Source organism: Micromonospora sp. NPDC047753 (genome assembly GCF_040642735.1).
In the GTDB taxonomy this organism is placed as follows: Bacteria; Actinomycetota; Actinomycetes; order Mycobacteriales; family Micromonosporaceae; genus Micromonospora.
On sequence record NZ_JBEYSL010000119.1, the window covers coordinates 1 to 15,008 of the forward strand.

A 15,008-nucleotide genomic window follows, 5' to 3' on the forward strand; every position below is an offset into this window, starting at 1 on the left:
GGTGGACTGCTCTTGCCGAACGTCAGCGCTTCAAAGGCCTCCATGCTTCAACTATGCATTGCAGCACAAGTTGATCAGCAAGGGCGACTCGGGTACCGAGGTCAGGTCGGGCAGGCGTAGGTCGAACTCGGCCGCCGCCGCGAAGCTCGACGTCGCCAGGCTCCACCACCCGGGTGAACGTGCGGTCGGAGAAGGCCAGACGGGTGGTGGGCACCGTGAGCTCGACAGTGACGGACTGGCCCGGTTCCAGATGGACCCGCCGGTAGCCGAGCAGCTGCGCCACCGGCCGGGTCACCGAGGCGACCACATCACGACCGTAGAGCTGGACCACGTCGTCGCCAGCGAACGCGCCGGTGTTCGTCACCCGCACGGTCACCTCCACCGCCCCGCTGGTGGGCGTCGTGCTGGGCACGGTGAGCTCGCTGTACGCGAATGTCGTGTAGGACAGGCCGTGGCCGAACGGCGCCACGGGCGTCGCCGGCAGGTTGGTCACCTCGTTGCCCGTACCGAGGGTGGGGTGCAGGTAGGAGTACGGCTGCGCGCCCGCCGACCGGGGCAGGCTGACCGGCAACCGGCCCGACGGGTTGACCCGCCCGGAAAGCACCCCCGCGATCGCCCCGGCGCCCTCCTCTCCCGGAAAGAACGCCTGCACCACCGCCGCGCAGCGCGCGAGCGCCCAGCCGACCGCGTACGGCCGGCCGGTGACCAGCACGAGGACGACCGGTGTGCCGGTTGCCAGCACCGCCTCGACCAGTTGGCGCTGGACGCCGGGCAGCTCCAGGTCCTCCCGGTCGCAGCCCTCGCCGACCGTGCCGCGTCCGAAGAGGCCGGCGTGGTCGCCGACGACCAGGACGGCCACGTCCGCGCCGGAGGCTGTGGCGACGGCCTCGTCGAAGCCGGATCGGTCGTCGTCGTCCACGTCGCAGCCGCGTGCCCAGGTGACGAGGTCGCCGCCGAACTCGGCCCGCACGGCGTCGAGCACGGTCGGCACGTCGATGCCGGTCTCCACGCCGGGGTGCTGGACAAGGACGTGGTTGAGGAATGAGTAGCACCCGAAGAGCGCGCTCTGCCGGTCGGCGTTCGGGCCGATGAGGGCCACCCGTCGCCCCGCGGGCAGCGGCAGCGCGTCCCGGTTGGCGACCAGCACGATCGATTCCTCGGCGAGCCGACGGGCGATCGACCGGTGCTCGGGCGAGTCGAGATCGATCGCCTGGGGCGGCTCGTCGTCGAAGGTCGCGTCGAGCAGACCCAGGTCCCGCTTCTGGCGCAGCACCCGCAGCACCGCGCGGTCGATCAGCGCCTCGTCGAGCCTGCCCGTCCGCACCGACTCACCCAGGGTCAGGTAGGCGTCGCCGGTGGGCAGTTCGACGTCGAGACCGGCGGTCAACGCCTGCCCGGCCGCGTCGGCGTGATCGCTCGCCACGTGGTGCAGCAGGTTCAGGAACGCGACCCCGTAGTAGTCGGCCACCACAGTGCCGTCGAAGCCCCACTGGTCGCGCAGGATGCCGGTCAGCATCGTCGGGTCGGCGGCGACCGGCACCCCGTCGATCTCGGTGTACGAGTGCATGACGCTGCGCGCGTCGCCGTCGAGGATCGCCATCTCGAACGGGGGCAGCAGCACGTCGGCCAGTTCCCGGCGGCCGATGTGCACCGGGGCGAAGTTGCGCCCGGCGCGCGAGGCGGAGTAGCCGGCGAAGTGCTTGAGGGTGGCGTGCACCCCCTGCGACTGCAGGCCGCGCACGTACGAGGTGCCGATGGTGCCGACCAGGTACGGGTCCTCGGCGACGCACTCGTCGACCCGACCCCAGCGGGGGTCACGGATCACGTCGAGCACCGGGGAGAGCCCCTGGTGCACGCCCAGGGCCCGCATCGAGGCGCCGATCGCCGCGGCCATCTCGGTGACCAGTTCGGGGTTGAACGCGGCACCCCAGGCGAGCGGGGTGGGGAACGTGGCCGCCTTCCACGCGGACAGTCCGGTGAGGCACTCCTCGTGCACGATCGCCGGGATGCCGAGCCGGGTGCCGGTGACCAGGTCCCGCTGGAACTTCCACAACCAGGACGCGCGTTGCGCCGCGTCCAGTGGGCGGGTCCCGTAGGCGCGGGTGAGGTGGCCGAGCCCGTGCCGGGAGAATTCCTCAAGCTTGGAGGAGTCGCCGAACTCGCCCTGCAACGGTGCGACCGCCTCGCCGTCCTCCTTCTCCCAGAAGCCGACGAGCTGGGCGATCTTCTCCTCGATCGTCATCCGGCCGAGGAGTTCGCGTACGCGGGCCTCGCCGTCGTGCCCGTCCGGTCGTCCGTGCTCCGGACCGGCCTGGGCCGGCACCGGCCCGTCCACCACCGCGTGGACCTCAGTCATGCTGTGCCTTCCTGTGGTTGTGCTCGTACCGCTGCCGCTCAGCCCTTGACCGCACCCTGCAGGCCACCGACGATCTGCTTCTCCGCGAGCGTGAAGAAGAGCAGCGCCGGCAGCATTGCCAGCGAGGTGAAGGCGAGTACGCCTGCCGTGTCGGTCGTGTACTGGCTGGAGAAGTTCTGCACGCCCAGCGGCAGGGTGTGCAGGTTGACGTCGCTGAGGACGAGCAGCGGCAGGAGGAACGAGTTCCAGCTCGCCACGAACGCCAGGACGCCAACGGTGACGAGCGCGGGCCGCGACAGCGGCATCGCGACGCGCCAGAGGAAGCCGAGCCGACTCGCACCATCGATGGCGGCGGCGTCCTCCAACTCTCGCGGAATGGCGGAGAGGAAGGGACGCAGGATCACGATCGTCAGCGGCAGTGAGAAGGCGACCTGCGGCAGGATCACCGCGTAGTACGAATTGATCAGGTTCAGGTCACGCAGCATGAGGTAGAGCGGCAGGATCGCCGCCCCGGCCGGAAACAGCAGGCCGAGGGTGAAGAAGGTGTAGAGCCCTTCTCGCCCGCGGAACCGGTAGCGGGCCAGCACGAACGCGGCGGCCAGGCCGAGCACGACGACGGCGAGCGTGGTGCCGAGGGCGATGACCGCGCTGTTGAACGCCTGTTGCCAGAAGTTGCTCTGGGTCAGCACCCGGGAGTAGTTGTCCCAGACGAACGGGTCGGGCAGGCCGGCCGGGTCGGCGACGATCTGCGGGGTGGTGCGGAAACCGCCGATGACCACGTAGATGACCGGGGCGATCGACACCGCCGCGATCGCGAGGGCGAGCGCGTAGGTGAGCGGCGTGCCCCAGGAGACCTGGCGGCGTCCGGTGGACGGGGGGAGAACCGAGTTCACGGCCATCGTCACTTCGCCCTTCCGGTGATGGCGCCCTCGATGTCGCGGCGGAGCAGGAACCGCTGGAACAGCAGCGCCGCCACGAAGGAGATGACGAAGAGGATTACCGCCACGGCGTTGCCGTAGCCCCACAGCCGGGCGAAGAACCCGTTGTCCACCATGTACGTCGCCATGGTGGCCGACGCGCCGAGCGACCGCACCGCGGGCACCGAGGTCACCCAGATCATGTCGAAGATCTGCAGCGAGCCGATCATGGACAGGAACATCCAGATCCGGATCGTCGGGCCGAGCAGCGGAATCGTGACGTGCCGTTGGATCTGCCACCAACTCGCGCCGTCGATGGCGGCGGCCTCGGTCAGCTCGTCCGGCACATTGGACAGCCCGGCGAGGAGCAGGATGATGGCGAAGCCGACATATTTCCAGGTGAGAACGGCCAACAGGGTCCAGATGACCACGTCCAGGTCCGCCAGCCAGGCCTGCACCAGGCCGCCCATTCCCAGGGACCGCAGCAGCGCGTCGACAGTGCCGTCGCCAGTGAGGAGCAACTTCCACATGATGCCGACCGTGACCTCGGCCAGCACGTACGGCACGAACACCAGGAGGCGGAACACGGACCGCCCACGGAAGCGACGGTTGAGCAGCAGGGCGACGCCCAGGGCGATCGGCCCCTGGATCAGCAGCGACCCGAACACGATGATGGCGTTGTTGCGCAACGCGTCGAGGAAGATCGGATCCTGGAAGGCGAGGGTGTAGTTCCGCAGACCGACGAACTCGGTGGGCGGCCCGACCCCGCGCCACCGGAACAGGCTGTAGTAGACCGCGAAGCCCATCGGCACCAGCACGAACATCACGTAGATGGCGACGGCCGGCGCGGTCAGCCCGATGATCTCGTACCACTTGCGGCGGTTGTCGGCTCGGCGGGCGGAATCGCGCGCGGCCGGGCGGGGGCCCGCCGGCGACGCGGAAGCGCCGCCGGCGGGCATACGGATCTGGTTGGCGGAGGTCACTTGCTTGCGGCCGCCTTCATTGCCGAGACGACCTTCTCAGGCGTCCCATTGCCGGCGAAGATGGTGACGATCGCGTCGTTCATCGCGTTACCGATGGTGCTGCCGTAAGCCGTGTCCAACCAGAGCTGGACGTAGCTCGCCCCGGAGGTGGCCTCCAGGATGGACTTCAGCGCGGGGTCCTTGACGGCGTCCGCCGCACCCTTGGCCACAGGCAGGCCCGTGCCGGTCTCGGCGTAGCCCTTCTGCACCTCGGGGCTCACGATGTACTTGAGGAACTCGACGCACTCGGACGGGGCGTTCTTGGAGCAGGAGAACCCGTCACCACCGCCGAGGGCCGCCTTCGGGTCACCCGGGGAACCGCTGATCGCCGGCACCGGGAACCAGCCGAGGAACGACGCGAGCTTCGTCTTGTCCGTGGCGACGGTGTCCAGCGTGCCGCGGTTCCAGTCACCCATGAGCTCCATCGCGGCCTTGCCGTTGGCGAGCATGCCGTTGGCGCTGGTCGGATCGTTCTGGCCCGGCGTGGCGATGAAGTTGGGCTGGAACGGCTTGGTGTCGATGAACGCCTTCAGGTCCTGGCCGGCCTTCACGAAGCACGGATCGTCGAAGGTCTTCTCCGCGGACGCCTTCTTGAGGGTGTCGACCGAGCAGGCGCGCAGCGCCATGTTGTACCACCAGTGCGCGGCCGGCCACTTGTCACCGGCACCCACGGCGATCGGAATGACGTTGATCGCCTTGAGCTTGGTGACCGCGGCGTTGAGCTCCTCGAAGTTGGTCGGCGGAGCCGCGATGCCCGCCCGCGCGAACATCTCCTTGTTGTACCAGACGCCCTCGATGCCCATCCGGAACGGCAGGCCGTACTGCTTGCCCTTGACCTGCCAGATCTCTGCGGCACTGCCGATGTCGCCGACCTCGGTCTTGACCTGGTCGGTGATCTCCTTGAGGTAGTCGGCCTCCACCTGCTCAGCCATCTCGCCGCCACCCCAGGCCTGGAAGATGTCCGGCGGGTCGCTGCTCAGCAGCGCGGCAGGGAGCCGGGTGCGCTGGAGCTGGTTCGTCTCGATCGCCTCGATCTCGATCTTGACGGTGGGGTGGAGTGCGGAGAAGTCCTTGGCGACCTTCTCCCAGTAGGTCTTGCCGGGCCCGTCCTGTGAGGCGTTGTGCCACCAGGTCAGGGTCACCGGATCCTTGTACAGCCCGTTCTGAGGGGCCGCCTCTTCGCCGCCGCCGCCACAGCCGGCGGTAACGAGAACACTTGTCATCAACAGTGCCAGGACGGCACTTGCACGCCGCTTCGTTGCCATAGATGTCTCCTCGACTACTCAGTCGCGGTACTCGGCCTGCGGCGAAGTTTTACAGTCATGTAACTTGATGTCAATCGGTATCGATAACGTTTTCGAGTCGGTGACACCGCAGCGGCAGCAGGGCCCTATCATCATCGACGTGGTGTTTCAGCAGCGCGTCAAGATGTCGGATGTGGCACGTACTGCCGGCGTCTCGGTCGCGACCGTGTCGAAGGTCGTCAACGGCCGCTACGGCGTGGCCCAGGCAACAGTGGAGCGAGTCCAGCAGGTCATCCACGAGCTCGGCTACGAGGCGAGCCTGGGGGCGCAGAGCCTGCGCAGCCACCGCACCAACGTGCTCGGCATCCTGGTCGCCGAGTTCGAGCCGTTCTCGACCGAGCTGCTCAAGGGGGCGTCGCAGGAGGTCGCCGGGAGCGGATACCAGCTACTGGCCTACTCCAGCGGTGACGGCGAGGGTGCCGCCGTGGGGTGGGAGCGGCGCTCGCTCGCCCGACTCTCCGGCACACTCATCGACGGCGCCGTGATCGTCACGCCGACAGTGGTCGAGACCGAACACAGCTTCCACGTCGTGGCCGTCGACCCCCACACCGGGCCGTCCGACCTGCCCACCGTCGACTCGGACAACTTCGCCGGCGCCGTACTGGCGACCAACTACCTGCTGTCCCTCGGCCACACCCGCATCGGGCACATCAGTGGACGCACCGACCTGAAGTCCGCCCAGCTGCGCGAGGCCGGCTTCCGCAGTGCGATGGCCGAAGCCGGCGTGCCGGTGGACGAGCGGCTCGTCCGCGTCGGCGGGTTCCGGATCGAGAGCGCCGCCGGCACGGCCGCGGAGCTGCTCGCCCTCAGCGACCGACCGAGCGCGATCTTCGCGGGTAACGACCTCTCCGCGATCTCCACGATGACCGTGGCCCGCGACATGGGCCTGTCAGTGCCCGACGACCTGTCGGTGATCGGCTTCGACAACGTCCCGGAGTCGGCGCTGGTCAACCCGCCACTGACGACCATCATGCAGCCGCTGCAACGAATGGGCGCCGAGGCGTTGCGCCTCCTCGTCGACCTGATCGCCGGCGTCGACCGCGACACCCACATCCGGCTCCCCACCGAGCTGGTCATCCGCTCCTCCTGCCGCCCGCTGCGCTGACCGTGAGGCTGGCCGGGTCGGCGCAGGACCCCGGACCTCGCCGCGTTACGTGGGGGAACGCGACAGGGTGGCGGAACGTGAATCTCACCTAAGCCGACAATTCCTCCCCTAAGTTCGGTGCGCAGGACGCCGCCGAACCGGGGAGAGATGTGGACAGCTATCCGGCGATCGAGGATCACGGGCTCATCGGCGACCTGCAGACCGCCGCGCTGGTGACGTGCGACGGGACCGTCGACTGGTTCTGCGCGCCGCGGTTCGACTCACCGAGCATCTTCGCCGCCCTGCTCGACAAGGAAAAGGGCGGCTACTTCCAGATCGCGCCGCACGACGTACGGTACGTGACCAAACAGCTCTACCTCCCCGGCACACCCATCCTGATCACCCGGTTCATCAGCGCCGACGGGGTGGCCGAGGTCATGGACTTCATGCCGGTCACCGGCGAGCGGGCCACCGACGCGCATCGGCTGGTCCGGACCGTCACCATGGTCCGCGGCAGCATGCGCTTCCGGGTCGAGTGCCGCCCACGGTTCGACTACGCCCGGGAAGAGCATCAGCTTGAGCGCCACCACAACGGTTACGTCTTCCGCAGCCGGTCGGCGGCGCTGACGTTCAACCCGGTCGACCCGGTTCGGCGGTTGATCTCCGAACAGGGTGACGTCCACCTTGAGGGTGGCGACCTGGTCGCGTACGGCACGCTGAACGAGGGCGACACCGGCGGGGTGGTCCTGGAGACGGGTGGGGCCGATCCGCGCATCTTCGCGCCGGAAGAGATCCAGGGCATGTTCGAGTGGACCCGGGACTACTGGCGGCGCTGGCTCGAACGTTCCCGCTACACCGGCCGGTGGCGGGAGATGGTCGAGCGCTCGGCCATCACGCTCAAACTCATGACGTACGCGCCGACCGGCGCGATGATCGCCGCGCCCACCACCGCGCTGCCCGAGCTGGTCGGCGGCACCCGCAACTGGGACTACCGCTACACCTGGGTACGCGACACGTCGTTCTCGGTGCACGCACTGCTCGGCCTCGGCTTCACCGAGGAGGTCAGCCGGTACATGAACTGGCTGGACGAGCGGATCCGCGAGGCCGGCGAACACCAGGACCCGTTGAAGATCATGTACCGGGTGGACGGCTCCTCCGACCTGCACGAGGAGGTGCTGGACCATCTGGAGGGCTACCGAGGTTCCCGGCCGGTACGGATCGGCAACGGCGCCGCCGACCAGGTCCAGCTCGACATCCACGGTGAGGCCCTCTACGCCATGCACCTCGCCGACGAGCAGGGCATCCGCGTCTCGCACCAGGTGTGGAAGAGCACCGTCCGACTGGTCGACTGGCTCTGCCACAACTGGGACCAACCCGACGCCGGCATCTGGGAGAGCCGCCACCACCCCCGCAACTACACCTTCGGTCGGGTGATGTCCTGGGTCGCGCTGGACCGGGCCATTCGGCTGGCCACCCGCACCGGTCGCCCCGGGGACATGGCCTGCTGGACCGAGCAGCGCAACCGCATCTACAACCAGGTCATGGAGCGCGGATACGACCGGGCCCGCGGCACCTTCGTGCAGGCGTACGACGAGAACGTGCTGGACGCGGCACTGCTCGCCATGCCGGCGGTCGGTTTCGTCACGCCGAGCGACCCGCTGTGGCAGTCCACCCTCCTGGCGATCGAGCGTGAACTGGTCTCCGACAGCCTGGTCCACCGGTACGACCCGGTCCACTCCCCCGACGGCCTCCCGGGCCACGAGGGCACCTTCAACATGTGCACCTTCTGGTACGTCGAGGCGCTGGCCCGTTCCGGCCGCCTCGACGACGCCCGACTCACGTTCGAGAAGATGTTCACCTTCAGTAACCACCTTGGCCTCTATGCCGAGGAGATCGCCGCGACCGGGGAGCAGATCGGCAACTATCCCCAGGCGTTCAGCCACCTCTCACTGATCAACTCAGCGCTGACACTCAACGACCTGCTCGACAACGAGGCAGACGCCCGCCGCAGGCGGTAGCGCCAGCTCGTCCCGGCCAGCCCCGCTGCCCACGCGGAGCCGACGGCGGGAAGGACTTGACGCGCCCGATTCCATCGCGGATCGTCGACATGCATCGACCATCTCGAATGTATAGACGCGGGGAGAACCGATGAAGGCCTTCGTCACCACCATCTCGGTTGCGGCACTGCTGCTCCTGGCCACCGGCGGCGCATCCCACGGCCAGCCAGCTGCCGACCCGCCCTGCACCGGGCAGATCCACCCGAACCCGGGGTTCGAGCGCGGCACCACCGGCTGGACGGCCGGCCCCCGCATCGTCGTGTTCGGCGACGCGACCCGACCGGCACACACCGGCCGCGCCTACGCCGCCTTCGCCGGGCTGGACGTGACGCGTACCGACCTGCTGCGCACCACCGTCACAGTGCCGGCGAACTGCGACCTGACGGTCAGCTTCTGGGTGCGGACCACCACCACGGAGACCAGCCGCGGCGACTACCTGAACGTCGGACTGGCGGTCACCGGGATACCCCCGAAGACGAGGTTCTCGCTGGCCTTCGACGGCGGAGCGCAGTGGCGGCAGTACGTGATGTCGAGCGGAACCGCCACGACCGAACGCACCGCGACGGCCAGCTTCCTCGCCAGCGAGACGGCCGGCAACGGGGCCACCGCCTTCGACGTCGACGACGTGTCCTTCAGCTTGAGCTGACCTGCGCGGGACGACCCTCGGCACCGCGGTGACCGTCTCGCGCCGCGGTGACCGTCCTCGCGCCGCGGTGACCGTCTCGCGCCGCGGTGACCGTCCTCGCGCCGCGGTGCCGGTCCTCGCGCCGCGCGACCTCCGCCGACGTCTGCCGCAGGTCGGCTCAGTGGGGTTGAGCGGGCCAGTCCACCGTCTCGAGAGCGGGGTGGCTACCGACCGCCTCGACCAGTTGCGCGGACCCGCTGACCTTGGTGCCGAGTAGGTCGTAGTCCGTCCAGACGAACCAGGACCGGTCCGTGGGCCACAGATTCGTCGGCGAGAACGGATAAGACCCCCCACGTTCTTCGATCAGTTCGGGGACTGCTGACAACGGTCCCCGCCACACGTGAGGGTTGTCGAAGGTGCCGGCCGGCAAGGACGCGTAGAAGGCGACGCAGTCGGTCCTGGGACCGTCGACCGAACAACTGCTCAGGATGTCCAGCAGGGCGTCCAGGCTCTCCTCGTCGAGGGACCCTTCAGGCGGCGGCTGGACGGCGACGGGCCAATTGCGGTGCGGGAACCAGCGGTGGCATGGCGGGTGACTCCGATCCGACGCCGGTCCGTCAATCAGATGCCGCGACCAGAGCGCCCGTCGCCATGGACTTCCCGGTCGGACGACGAAGCCCAGGGGAATACCGGTGTTGGTGGTGTCCTCGTCGAGGTTTATGCCTCCGACGATCTCCGGCGCGAGGTCACCAGATTCGAGCCGGTGGCGATGCAGCTCGTCGTGAGTGCCCAGACCCGCACGGCTGGCGTTCTCGTACATCGAATGAAGGACCCAGGTCGACGATTGCCAACCAGCGGCGTCGTAGCCGGTGGTCGACTCCCAGACAGGACGGTCCGCAAGCCAGGTCAACAGCGTGGCCGGAGCTTCAACGCGTTTCATCGACACGCCGCCATCGTGCCGCACCCAGGCCTGAGGCCGAAGAGCACCCACGGCTCGGAACACGCTCAAAGAACAGACGGAGACCGAACTGTCAATATGAAAATGGGATTGATGAGGCCACGAACAACGCCGGAACTGCAAGGCATTGAGATTCCGATCTCTGCTGGCGGATTGCCTGGTCGGTGAGGGAAACGGACTCTATGCTTGCCGCCGAATGCGCTGCGGCTCATCCGGGCCGAGGGTTACCCCGATCCAAGGATTTGTGAATGCACCGGAAGTCTGCCCCGAGCATCGGCACCGCTGGCGTCGCCGAATCAGCACCTGGCGGCCACCTGCCGGCCTCCACGGCGGAGGGCGTCGCGCTGCGATCCGCGGTCGCCGAGGAACAGGCATTTCTGGATTTGGCCATGGCCCGGCGCGACAGGCTGGTCGATCACCTACAGGTCGAGCTTTCGGCAGAGGCCCTGGACGCGTTGGAGCTGGCCCGGCAGCGCATGCTCCGCCAGCAGTACGACGAGCTACGGCGAGCAGAGGAAGGGCTGGTCTTCGGCCGCCTCGACGGCCTCGACGGCACTGTGCGCCACGTGGGCCGCGTCGGTCTTCGCGACGACGGCGAGGGCACCGAGCCACTACTGGTGGACTGGCGCGCTCCCGCAGCTCGACCGTTCTACACCGCGACGGCTGTCGACCCACAGGGTCAGGCACGGCGCCGGCACATCCGTACGACGGGATCGGCCGTCGTCGGGGTGGACGACGAACCCCTCGACGGTGATCTCGCCCAGCGGGTGCGAGGCCAGCGCCGACGCCTCGTAGCACTCCTGCGCGGCGGCGGCGATCTCGACGCTGGCCTTGGTTGGGATGGACCCGGACTCCCGCACGATCCAGTCGCCGATCTCGGCGGCGTACCGCTCGAACAGCTGCCCGGCCCGGCGCAGCACCGCGGCCCGCACGGCGTAGCCGGTGGCGGCCCAGGCGCGTTGGGCGGTGGCGGCGCGGGCGCAGGCGCGCGTCACGTCCTCGGCGTTCGCCACGCCGACCTGGCCGATCTCCTCTCCGGTGGCGGGGGATCGCACGGGTGCCGTCCCGCCGGCGGGTTTCACCCAGCCGTCGCTGTGCAGGGTGCCCTGCCAGGTCGTGGCGTCCAGCAGTGTCATGGCGGTCCTCCTCGGAGGTGTTCGCGTACCGAACGGCCGTTCTCTGCTTGAACGTTGGCACGTGGCCCGGCTCGCGTCAACGCATCGGCCGACGTGACTGCCGGACACAGTGGACGACGCCGGCCGGGGCCCGGCCGACCTGTCGTTGACGGATGTCGTCCTCCGTCGTACGTTCGATATGAGTACGGCAGTCCGCATGGCGAACAGCCGGCGGCAGCGCGGTTTTCGCAGGATGCGGGGAGGCCCATGGCGAAGCTCGTCTCGCTTGCCGACGGCGTGGCACACCTGGTCCGCGACGGTGACGTGGTGGCCCTGGAAGGGTTCACGCACCTCATCCCGTTCGCCGCGGGTCACGAGATGATCCGCCAGGGACGGCAAAAGCTGACCCTCGTGCGGATGACCCCCGACGTCATCTACGACCAGCTCATCGGCGCGGGTTGCGCCAGCCGCCTGGTCTTCTCCTGGGGCGGCAACCCGGGCGTCGGATCGCTGCACCGCTTCCGGGACGCCGTGCAGCACGCCTGGCCGCGTCCGCTCGAGCTGGAGGAGCACAGTCACGCGGGCATGGCGAACCGGTACGTCGCCGGGGCGTCCGGGCTGCCGTTCGCCGTCCTGCGCGGCTACACCGGCACCGACCTGCCCGGGCACACAACGAACATCCGGCCCATCACCTGCCCCTTCACCGGCGAGACGCTCACCGCCGTCCCCGCCCTGCGTCCCGACGTGACTGTGGTGCACGCCCAGCGCGCCGACCGTGACGGCAACGTGCAGATGTGGGGCATCACCGGGGTGCAGAAGGAAGCGGTGCTCGCCGCCCACCGGTCACTGGTCACCGTCGAGGAGATCGTGGACGAGTTGGAACCCGTACCCGGGCAGGTGGTCCTTCCTGGCTGGGCGGTCACCGCGGTGGCCGAGGTGCCCGGCGGCGCGCACCCCTCCTACGCCCACGGCTACTCGGTGCGGGACAACGACTTCTACCGGGACTGGGACGCCGTCAGCCGGCACCGCGACACCTTCCGCGCCTGGCTGGACGAGCACGTGCACACGGCCGGGGCGGCGGCATGAGTCAGCGCGGCGAGCGGGGGGAACGCGATGGCTGACTGGACCGCCGACGAGATGATGACTGTCGCCGCCGCCCGCCAACTGCGCGACGGCACCGCCTGCTTCGTGGGGATCGGGTTGCCCAGCACCGCGGCGAATCTCGCCCGGGTGACCCACGCCCCGAACCTGGTGCTCATCTACGAATCGGGGTGCCTCGGCGCGAAGCCGGACCGGCTCCCGCTCTCCATCGGGGACGCGGTCCTCGCCGAATCGGCTGACGCGGTGGTGTCGGTGCCCGAGGTGTTCAACTACTGGCTCCAACCGGGCCGGATCGACGTGGGTTTCCTCGGGGCGGCGCAGCTCGACCGGTACGGCAACATCAACACCACTGTCGTCGGCGGTGACTACGCCGCCCCGAAGGTCCGGCTGCCCGGCGCTGGCGGCGCCCCGGAGATCGCCGCCTCCTGCGGTGAAGTCGTGGTGATCGTCCGGCAGGACCTCCGGACGTTCACCGAACGGGTCGACTTCGTCACCTCGGTCGGCTACGGAACGGGCCCGGGCGACCGGGAGCGACTCGGCCTGCGTGGCGCCGGCCCCCGCGTGGTGATCACCGACCTCGGCGTCCTCGAACCCGACCCGGTGACCTGCGAGCTCACGCTGACCCGCCTGCACCCCGGCGTGACCCGGGAGCAGGCGCGGGCGGCCACCGGCTGGGACCTCGCCGTCGCCGCCGGGCTGACCACCGGTGAACCGCCGACGGCGCGGGAACTCGCGGCGCTGCGGGCACTGGAGGCGACGAAGTTCGACGGGAGACGACGATGACCACACAGGACGCCGGGGCAGACAGGGGTCTCGTGCTACCGCGGTACCGGCGCGACGACGTCGACGTCCACCCACCACTGCTCAGCCCCGGCTACGGGTCGACAGTGGCGCGGGCGCCGCGACACCCGCTGATCCACCTGCCGCAGCGGCTGACCGAGGTCACCGGACCGCTGCTGGGGGAGGGACGGCTCGGGGCGCTCGACCACGACCTGACCCGCCAGCACGACGGCGAGCCGCAGGGACAACGGATCATCGTGCACGGGCGTGTCCGCGACGGTGACGGTCGACCGGTGCCCCGCACGCTTGTCGAGATCTGGCAGGCCAACGCCGCCGGCCGTTACCGCGACGCCCGGGACACCTGGCCGGCCCCGCTCGACCCGTACTTCGAGGGGGTGGGCCGGGCGCTCACCGACGACCAGGGGCGGTACCGGTTCATCACAGTGCAGCCCGGCGCCTACCCCTGGCGCAACCACGACAACGCCTGGCGGCCGGCGCACATCCACTTCTCCCTCTTCGGCCGCGCGTTCACCCAGCGGCTGGTCACGCAGATGTACTTCCCGGGCGACCCGCTCTTCTTCCAGGACCCGATCTTCAACTCGGTCCGTGACCCGAAGGCACGGGAACGGATGATCGCCCGGTACGACCACGCCACCACCGCACCGGAGTGGGCACTGGCGTACGAGTTCGACATCGTGCTGCGCGGCCGGGAGAGCACCCCCTTCGAGGACGAGGACGACGATGACTGAGCAGTTGGGCGTCATGCCCGCGCAGACCGTCGGGCCGTACCTGCACATCGGCCTCCGCTGGCCCGACGGCCCGTACGTCGTACCCGAGGGCACGCCGGGCGCGTTCTGGATCAGGGGGCGGGTCTTCGACGGCACCGGAACACCGGTGGTCGATGCGATGGTGGAGAGCTGGCAGGCCGACCCGGACGGCCGGTTCGACCATCCGGACGACCCTCGGGGTGCCCGGCGGCCCGCGCTCGTGGGCTTTCGCGGATTCGGCCGGAGCGAGACCGACGCGCAGGGGTGGTACCGGCTGTTGACCGTCAAGCCGGGTTCGCTGCCCGAGCCGGGCGGCGGCACCGAAGCCCCCCACCTGACCCTGTCGGTCTTCGGGCGTGGGCTGCTGCACCGCCTCGTCACGCGGCTCTACTTCCCCGACGAGCCGGCGGCGAACGCCGCCGACCCCGTGCTGCGCATCGTCGACGCCGACCGCCGCGACACCCTGCTGGCGAGTCCCGCCCCGGACGGGTTCCGGTTCGACATCCACCTGCAGGGCGACAATGAGACCGTCTTCTTCGCCGTCTGACGGCCTGCTCGGCGGCCTGTCCGGCGCTCCGGACGTCGACGCGGAACTCAGCGACCCGTCAGTGCTCCAGGCGATGCTCGACGTGGAGGCCGCACTCGTCCGGGCCGCGGCGGACGCCGGCATCCTGCCACCGCCGGCGGCCACGGCGATCGTCGAGCAGTGCCGCGCCGAGCGGTACGACCCGGGAGCGCTCGGCCGGGCGGCCGACGCCACGGGCAACCCGGTCGTCCCGCTGGTGGGTGAGCTGACCGCCGCCGTGCCGGAGGACGCCCGAGCCTGGGTGCACTTCGGAGGCCCCGGGTGCTGGCCGCGGTCTCCGGCGACGCGCGGTTGGCGGCGGCGGGCGGTGCCGGCGACCTCTACGCGGCCCTGGCC

At 69.5% G+C, this 15,008-nt stretch carries 13 protein-coding genes and 1 pseudogene; 8 read left to right on the forward strand and 6 right to left on the reverse strand.

Features of this window, described 5'->3' with window-relative positions:
* Nucleotides 1–22 precede the first annotated feature (22 nt).
* Genes ABZ749_RS13005 through ABZ749_RS13020 form a run of 4 tightly spaced genes read right to left on the reverse strand, consistent with a single transcriptional unit; the run spans nucleotide 23 to nucleotide 5,560 of the window.
* The gene (locus tag ABZ749_RS13005) at nucleotides 23–2,356 is read right to left on the reverse strand and encodes a glycoside hydrolase family 3 N-terminal domain-containing protein (protein ID WP_357227023.1); all 2,334 of its coding nucleotides are present in this window, start codon (nucleotides 2,354–2,356) and stop codon (nucleotides 23–25) included.
* Between the two features lie 38 nt (nucleotides 2,357–2,394).
* The gene (locus tag ABZ749_RS13010) at nucleotides 2,395–3,255 is read right to left on the reverse strand and encodes a carbohydrate ABC transporter permease (protein ID WP_355008552.1); all 861 of its coding nucleotides are present in this window, start codon (nucleotides 3,253–3,255) and stop codon (nucleotides 2,395–2,397) included.
* Between the two features lie 2 nt (nucleotides 3,256–3,257).
* Nucleotides 3,258–4,256 carry a sugar ABC transporter permease gene (locus ABZ749_RS13015; protein WP_357227026.1) on the reverse strand — a complete coding sequence of 333 codons (999 nt, stop codon included), beginning with the start codon at nucleotides 4,254–4,256 and terminating at the stop codon, nucleotides 3,258–3,260.
* On the reverse strand, nucleotides 4,253–5,560 hold the full coding sequence (locus ABZ749_RS13020; protein ID WP_357227029.1) for an extracellular solute-binding protein: 1,308 nt from the start codon (nucleotides 5,558–5,560) through the stop codon (nucleotides 4,253–4,255). The genes ABZ749_RS13015 and ABZ749_RS13020 overlap by 4 nt, the downstream gene beginning before the upstream one ends.
* Before the next feature lie 139 nt (nucleotides 5,561–5,699).
* Between ABZ749_RS13020 and ABZ749_RS13025 the strand changes: the two genes are divergently transcribed.
* The 3 genes from ABZ749_RS13025 (at nucleotide 5,700) to ABZ749_RS13035 (ending at nucleotide 9,386) form a co-directional block, all read left to right on the forward strand.
* Nucleotides 5,700–6,704 carry a LacI family DNA-binding transcriptional regulator gene (locus ABZ749_RS13025; protein ID WP_357227031.1) on the forward strand — a complete coding sequence of 335 codons (1,005 nt, stop codon included), beginning with the start codon at nucleotides 5,700–5,702 and terminating at the stop codon, nucleotides 6,702–6,704.
* Between the two features lie 149 nt (nucleotides 6,705–6,853).
* Nucleotides 6,854–8,701: a glycoside hydrolase family 15 protein gene (locus ABZ749_RS13030; protein ID WP_357227033.1), complete on the forward strand. Its 1,848-nt coding sequence runs from the start codon at nucleotides 6,854–6,856 to the stop codon at nucleotides 8,699–8,701.
* A 130-nt stretch (nucleotides 8,702–8,831) separates the two neighbouring features.
* Nucleotides 8,832–9,386, forward strand: a complete 555-nt coding sequence (locus tag ABZ749_RS13035) for a hypothetical protein (RefSeq protein WP_357227036.1) — start codon at nucleotides 8,832–8,834, stop codon at nucleotides 9,384–9,386.
* A 157-nt stretch (nucleotides 9,387–9,543) separates the two neighbouring features.
* Here the strand turns inward: ABZ749_RS13035 and ABZ749_RS13040 are convergent, their stop codons facing one another.
* A complete protein-coding gene (locus tag ABZ749_RS13040) occupies nucleotides 9,544–10,311 on the reverse strand; it encodes a hypothetical protein (protein ID WP_357227038.1) in 768 nt (255 codons plus the stop codon).
* Between the two features lie 623 nt (nucleotides 10,312–10,934).
* On the reverse strand, nucleotides 10,935–11,459 hold the full coding sequence (locus tag ABZ749_RS13045) for an aldehyde dehydrogenase family protein (protein ID WP_357227040.1): 525 nt from the start codon (nucleotides 11,457–11,459) through the stop codon (nucleotides 10,935–10,937).
* 246 nt (nucleotides 11,460–11,705) lie between these two features.
* Here ABZ749_RS13045 and ABZ749_RS13050 point away from each other — a divergent pair, with 246 nt between their 5' ends.
* The 5 genes and pseudogenes from ABZ749_RS13050 to ABZ749_RS13070 form a co-directional block, all read left to right on the forward strand.
* A complete protein-coding gene (locus tag ABZ749_RS13050; RefSeq protein WP_357227042.1) occupies nucleotides 11,706–12,524 on the forward strand; it encodes a CoA-transferase in 819 nt (272 codons plus the stop codon).
* Nucleotides 12,525–12,551: 27 nt separating this feature from the next.
* Nucleotides 12,552–13,322: a CoA-transferase gene (locus ABZ749_RS13055; RefSeq protein ID WP_357227045.1), complete on the forward strand. Its 771-nt coding sequence runs from the start codon at nucleotides 12,552–12,554 to the stop codon at nucleotides 13,320–13,322.
* On the forward strand, nucleotides 13,319–14,068 hold the full coding sequence (gene pcaH / locus ABZ749_RS13060; protein WP_357227048.1) for a protocatechuate 3,4-dioxygenase subunit beta: 750 nt from the start codon (nucleotides 13,319–13,321) through the stop codon (nucleotides 14,066–14,068). The genes ABZ749_RS13055 and pcaH overlap by 4 nt, the downstream gene beginning before the upstream one ends.
* A complete protein-coding gene (gene pcaG / locus ABZ749_RS13065; RefSeq protein WP_357227051.1) occupies nucleotides 14,061–14,633 on the forward strand; it encodes a protocatechuate 3,4-dioxygenase subunit alpha in 573 nt (190 codons plus the stop codon). Before pcaH ends, pcaG begins: the two co-directional genes overlap by 8 nt.
* Nucleotides 14,608–15,008: pseudogene (locus tag ABZ749_RS13070) on the forward strand (hypothetical protein); the annotation flags it as partial. The gene pcaG and the pseudogene ABZ749_RS13070, both read left to right, overlap by 26 nt.

Coding starts and splice junctions, on each gene's coding strand:
- ABZ749_RS13045 (WP_357227040.1), bottom strand. CDS start 11,459: ATGACACTGCTGGACGCCACGACCTGGCAGGGCACCCTGCACAGCGAC.
- ABZ749_RS13010 (WP_355008552.1), bottom strand. CDS start 3,255: ATGGCCGTGAACTCGGTTCTCCCCCCGTCCACCGGACGCCGCCAGGTC.
- ABZ749_RS13020 (WP_357227029.1), bottom strand. CDS start 5,560: ATGGCAACGAAGCGGCGTGCAAGTGCCGTCCTGGCACTGTTGATGACA.
- ABZ749_RS13005 (WP_357227023.1), bottom strand. CDS start 2,356: ATGACTGAGGTCCACGCGGTGGTGGACGGGCCGGTGCCGGCCCAGGCC.
- ABZ749_RS13035 (WP_357227036.1), top strand. CDS start 8,832: ATGAAGGCCTTCGTCACCACCATCTCGGTTGCGGCACTGCTGCTCCTG.
- pcaG (WP_357227051.1), top strand. CDS start 14,061: ATGACTGAGCAGTTGGGCGTCATGCCCGCGCAGACCGTCGGGCCGTAC.
- pcaH (WP_357227048.1), top strand. CDS start 13,319: ATGACCACACAGGACGCCGGGGCAGACAGGGGTCTCGTGCTACCGCGG.
- ABZ749_RS13055 (WP_357227045.1), top strand. CDS start 12,552: ATGGCTGACTGGACCGCCGACGAGATGATGACTGTCGCCGCCGCCCGC.
- ABZ749_RS13050 (WP_357227042.1), top strand. CDS start 11,706: ATGGCGAAGCTCGTCTCGCTTGCCGACGGCGTGGCACACCTGGTCCGC.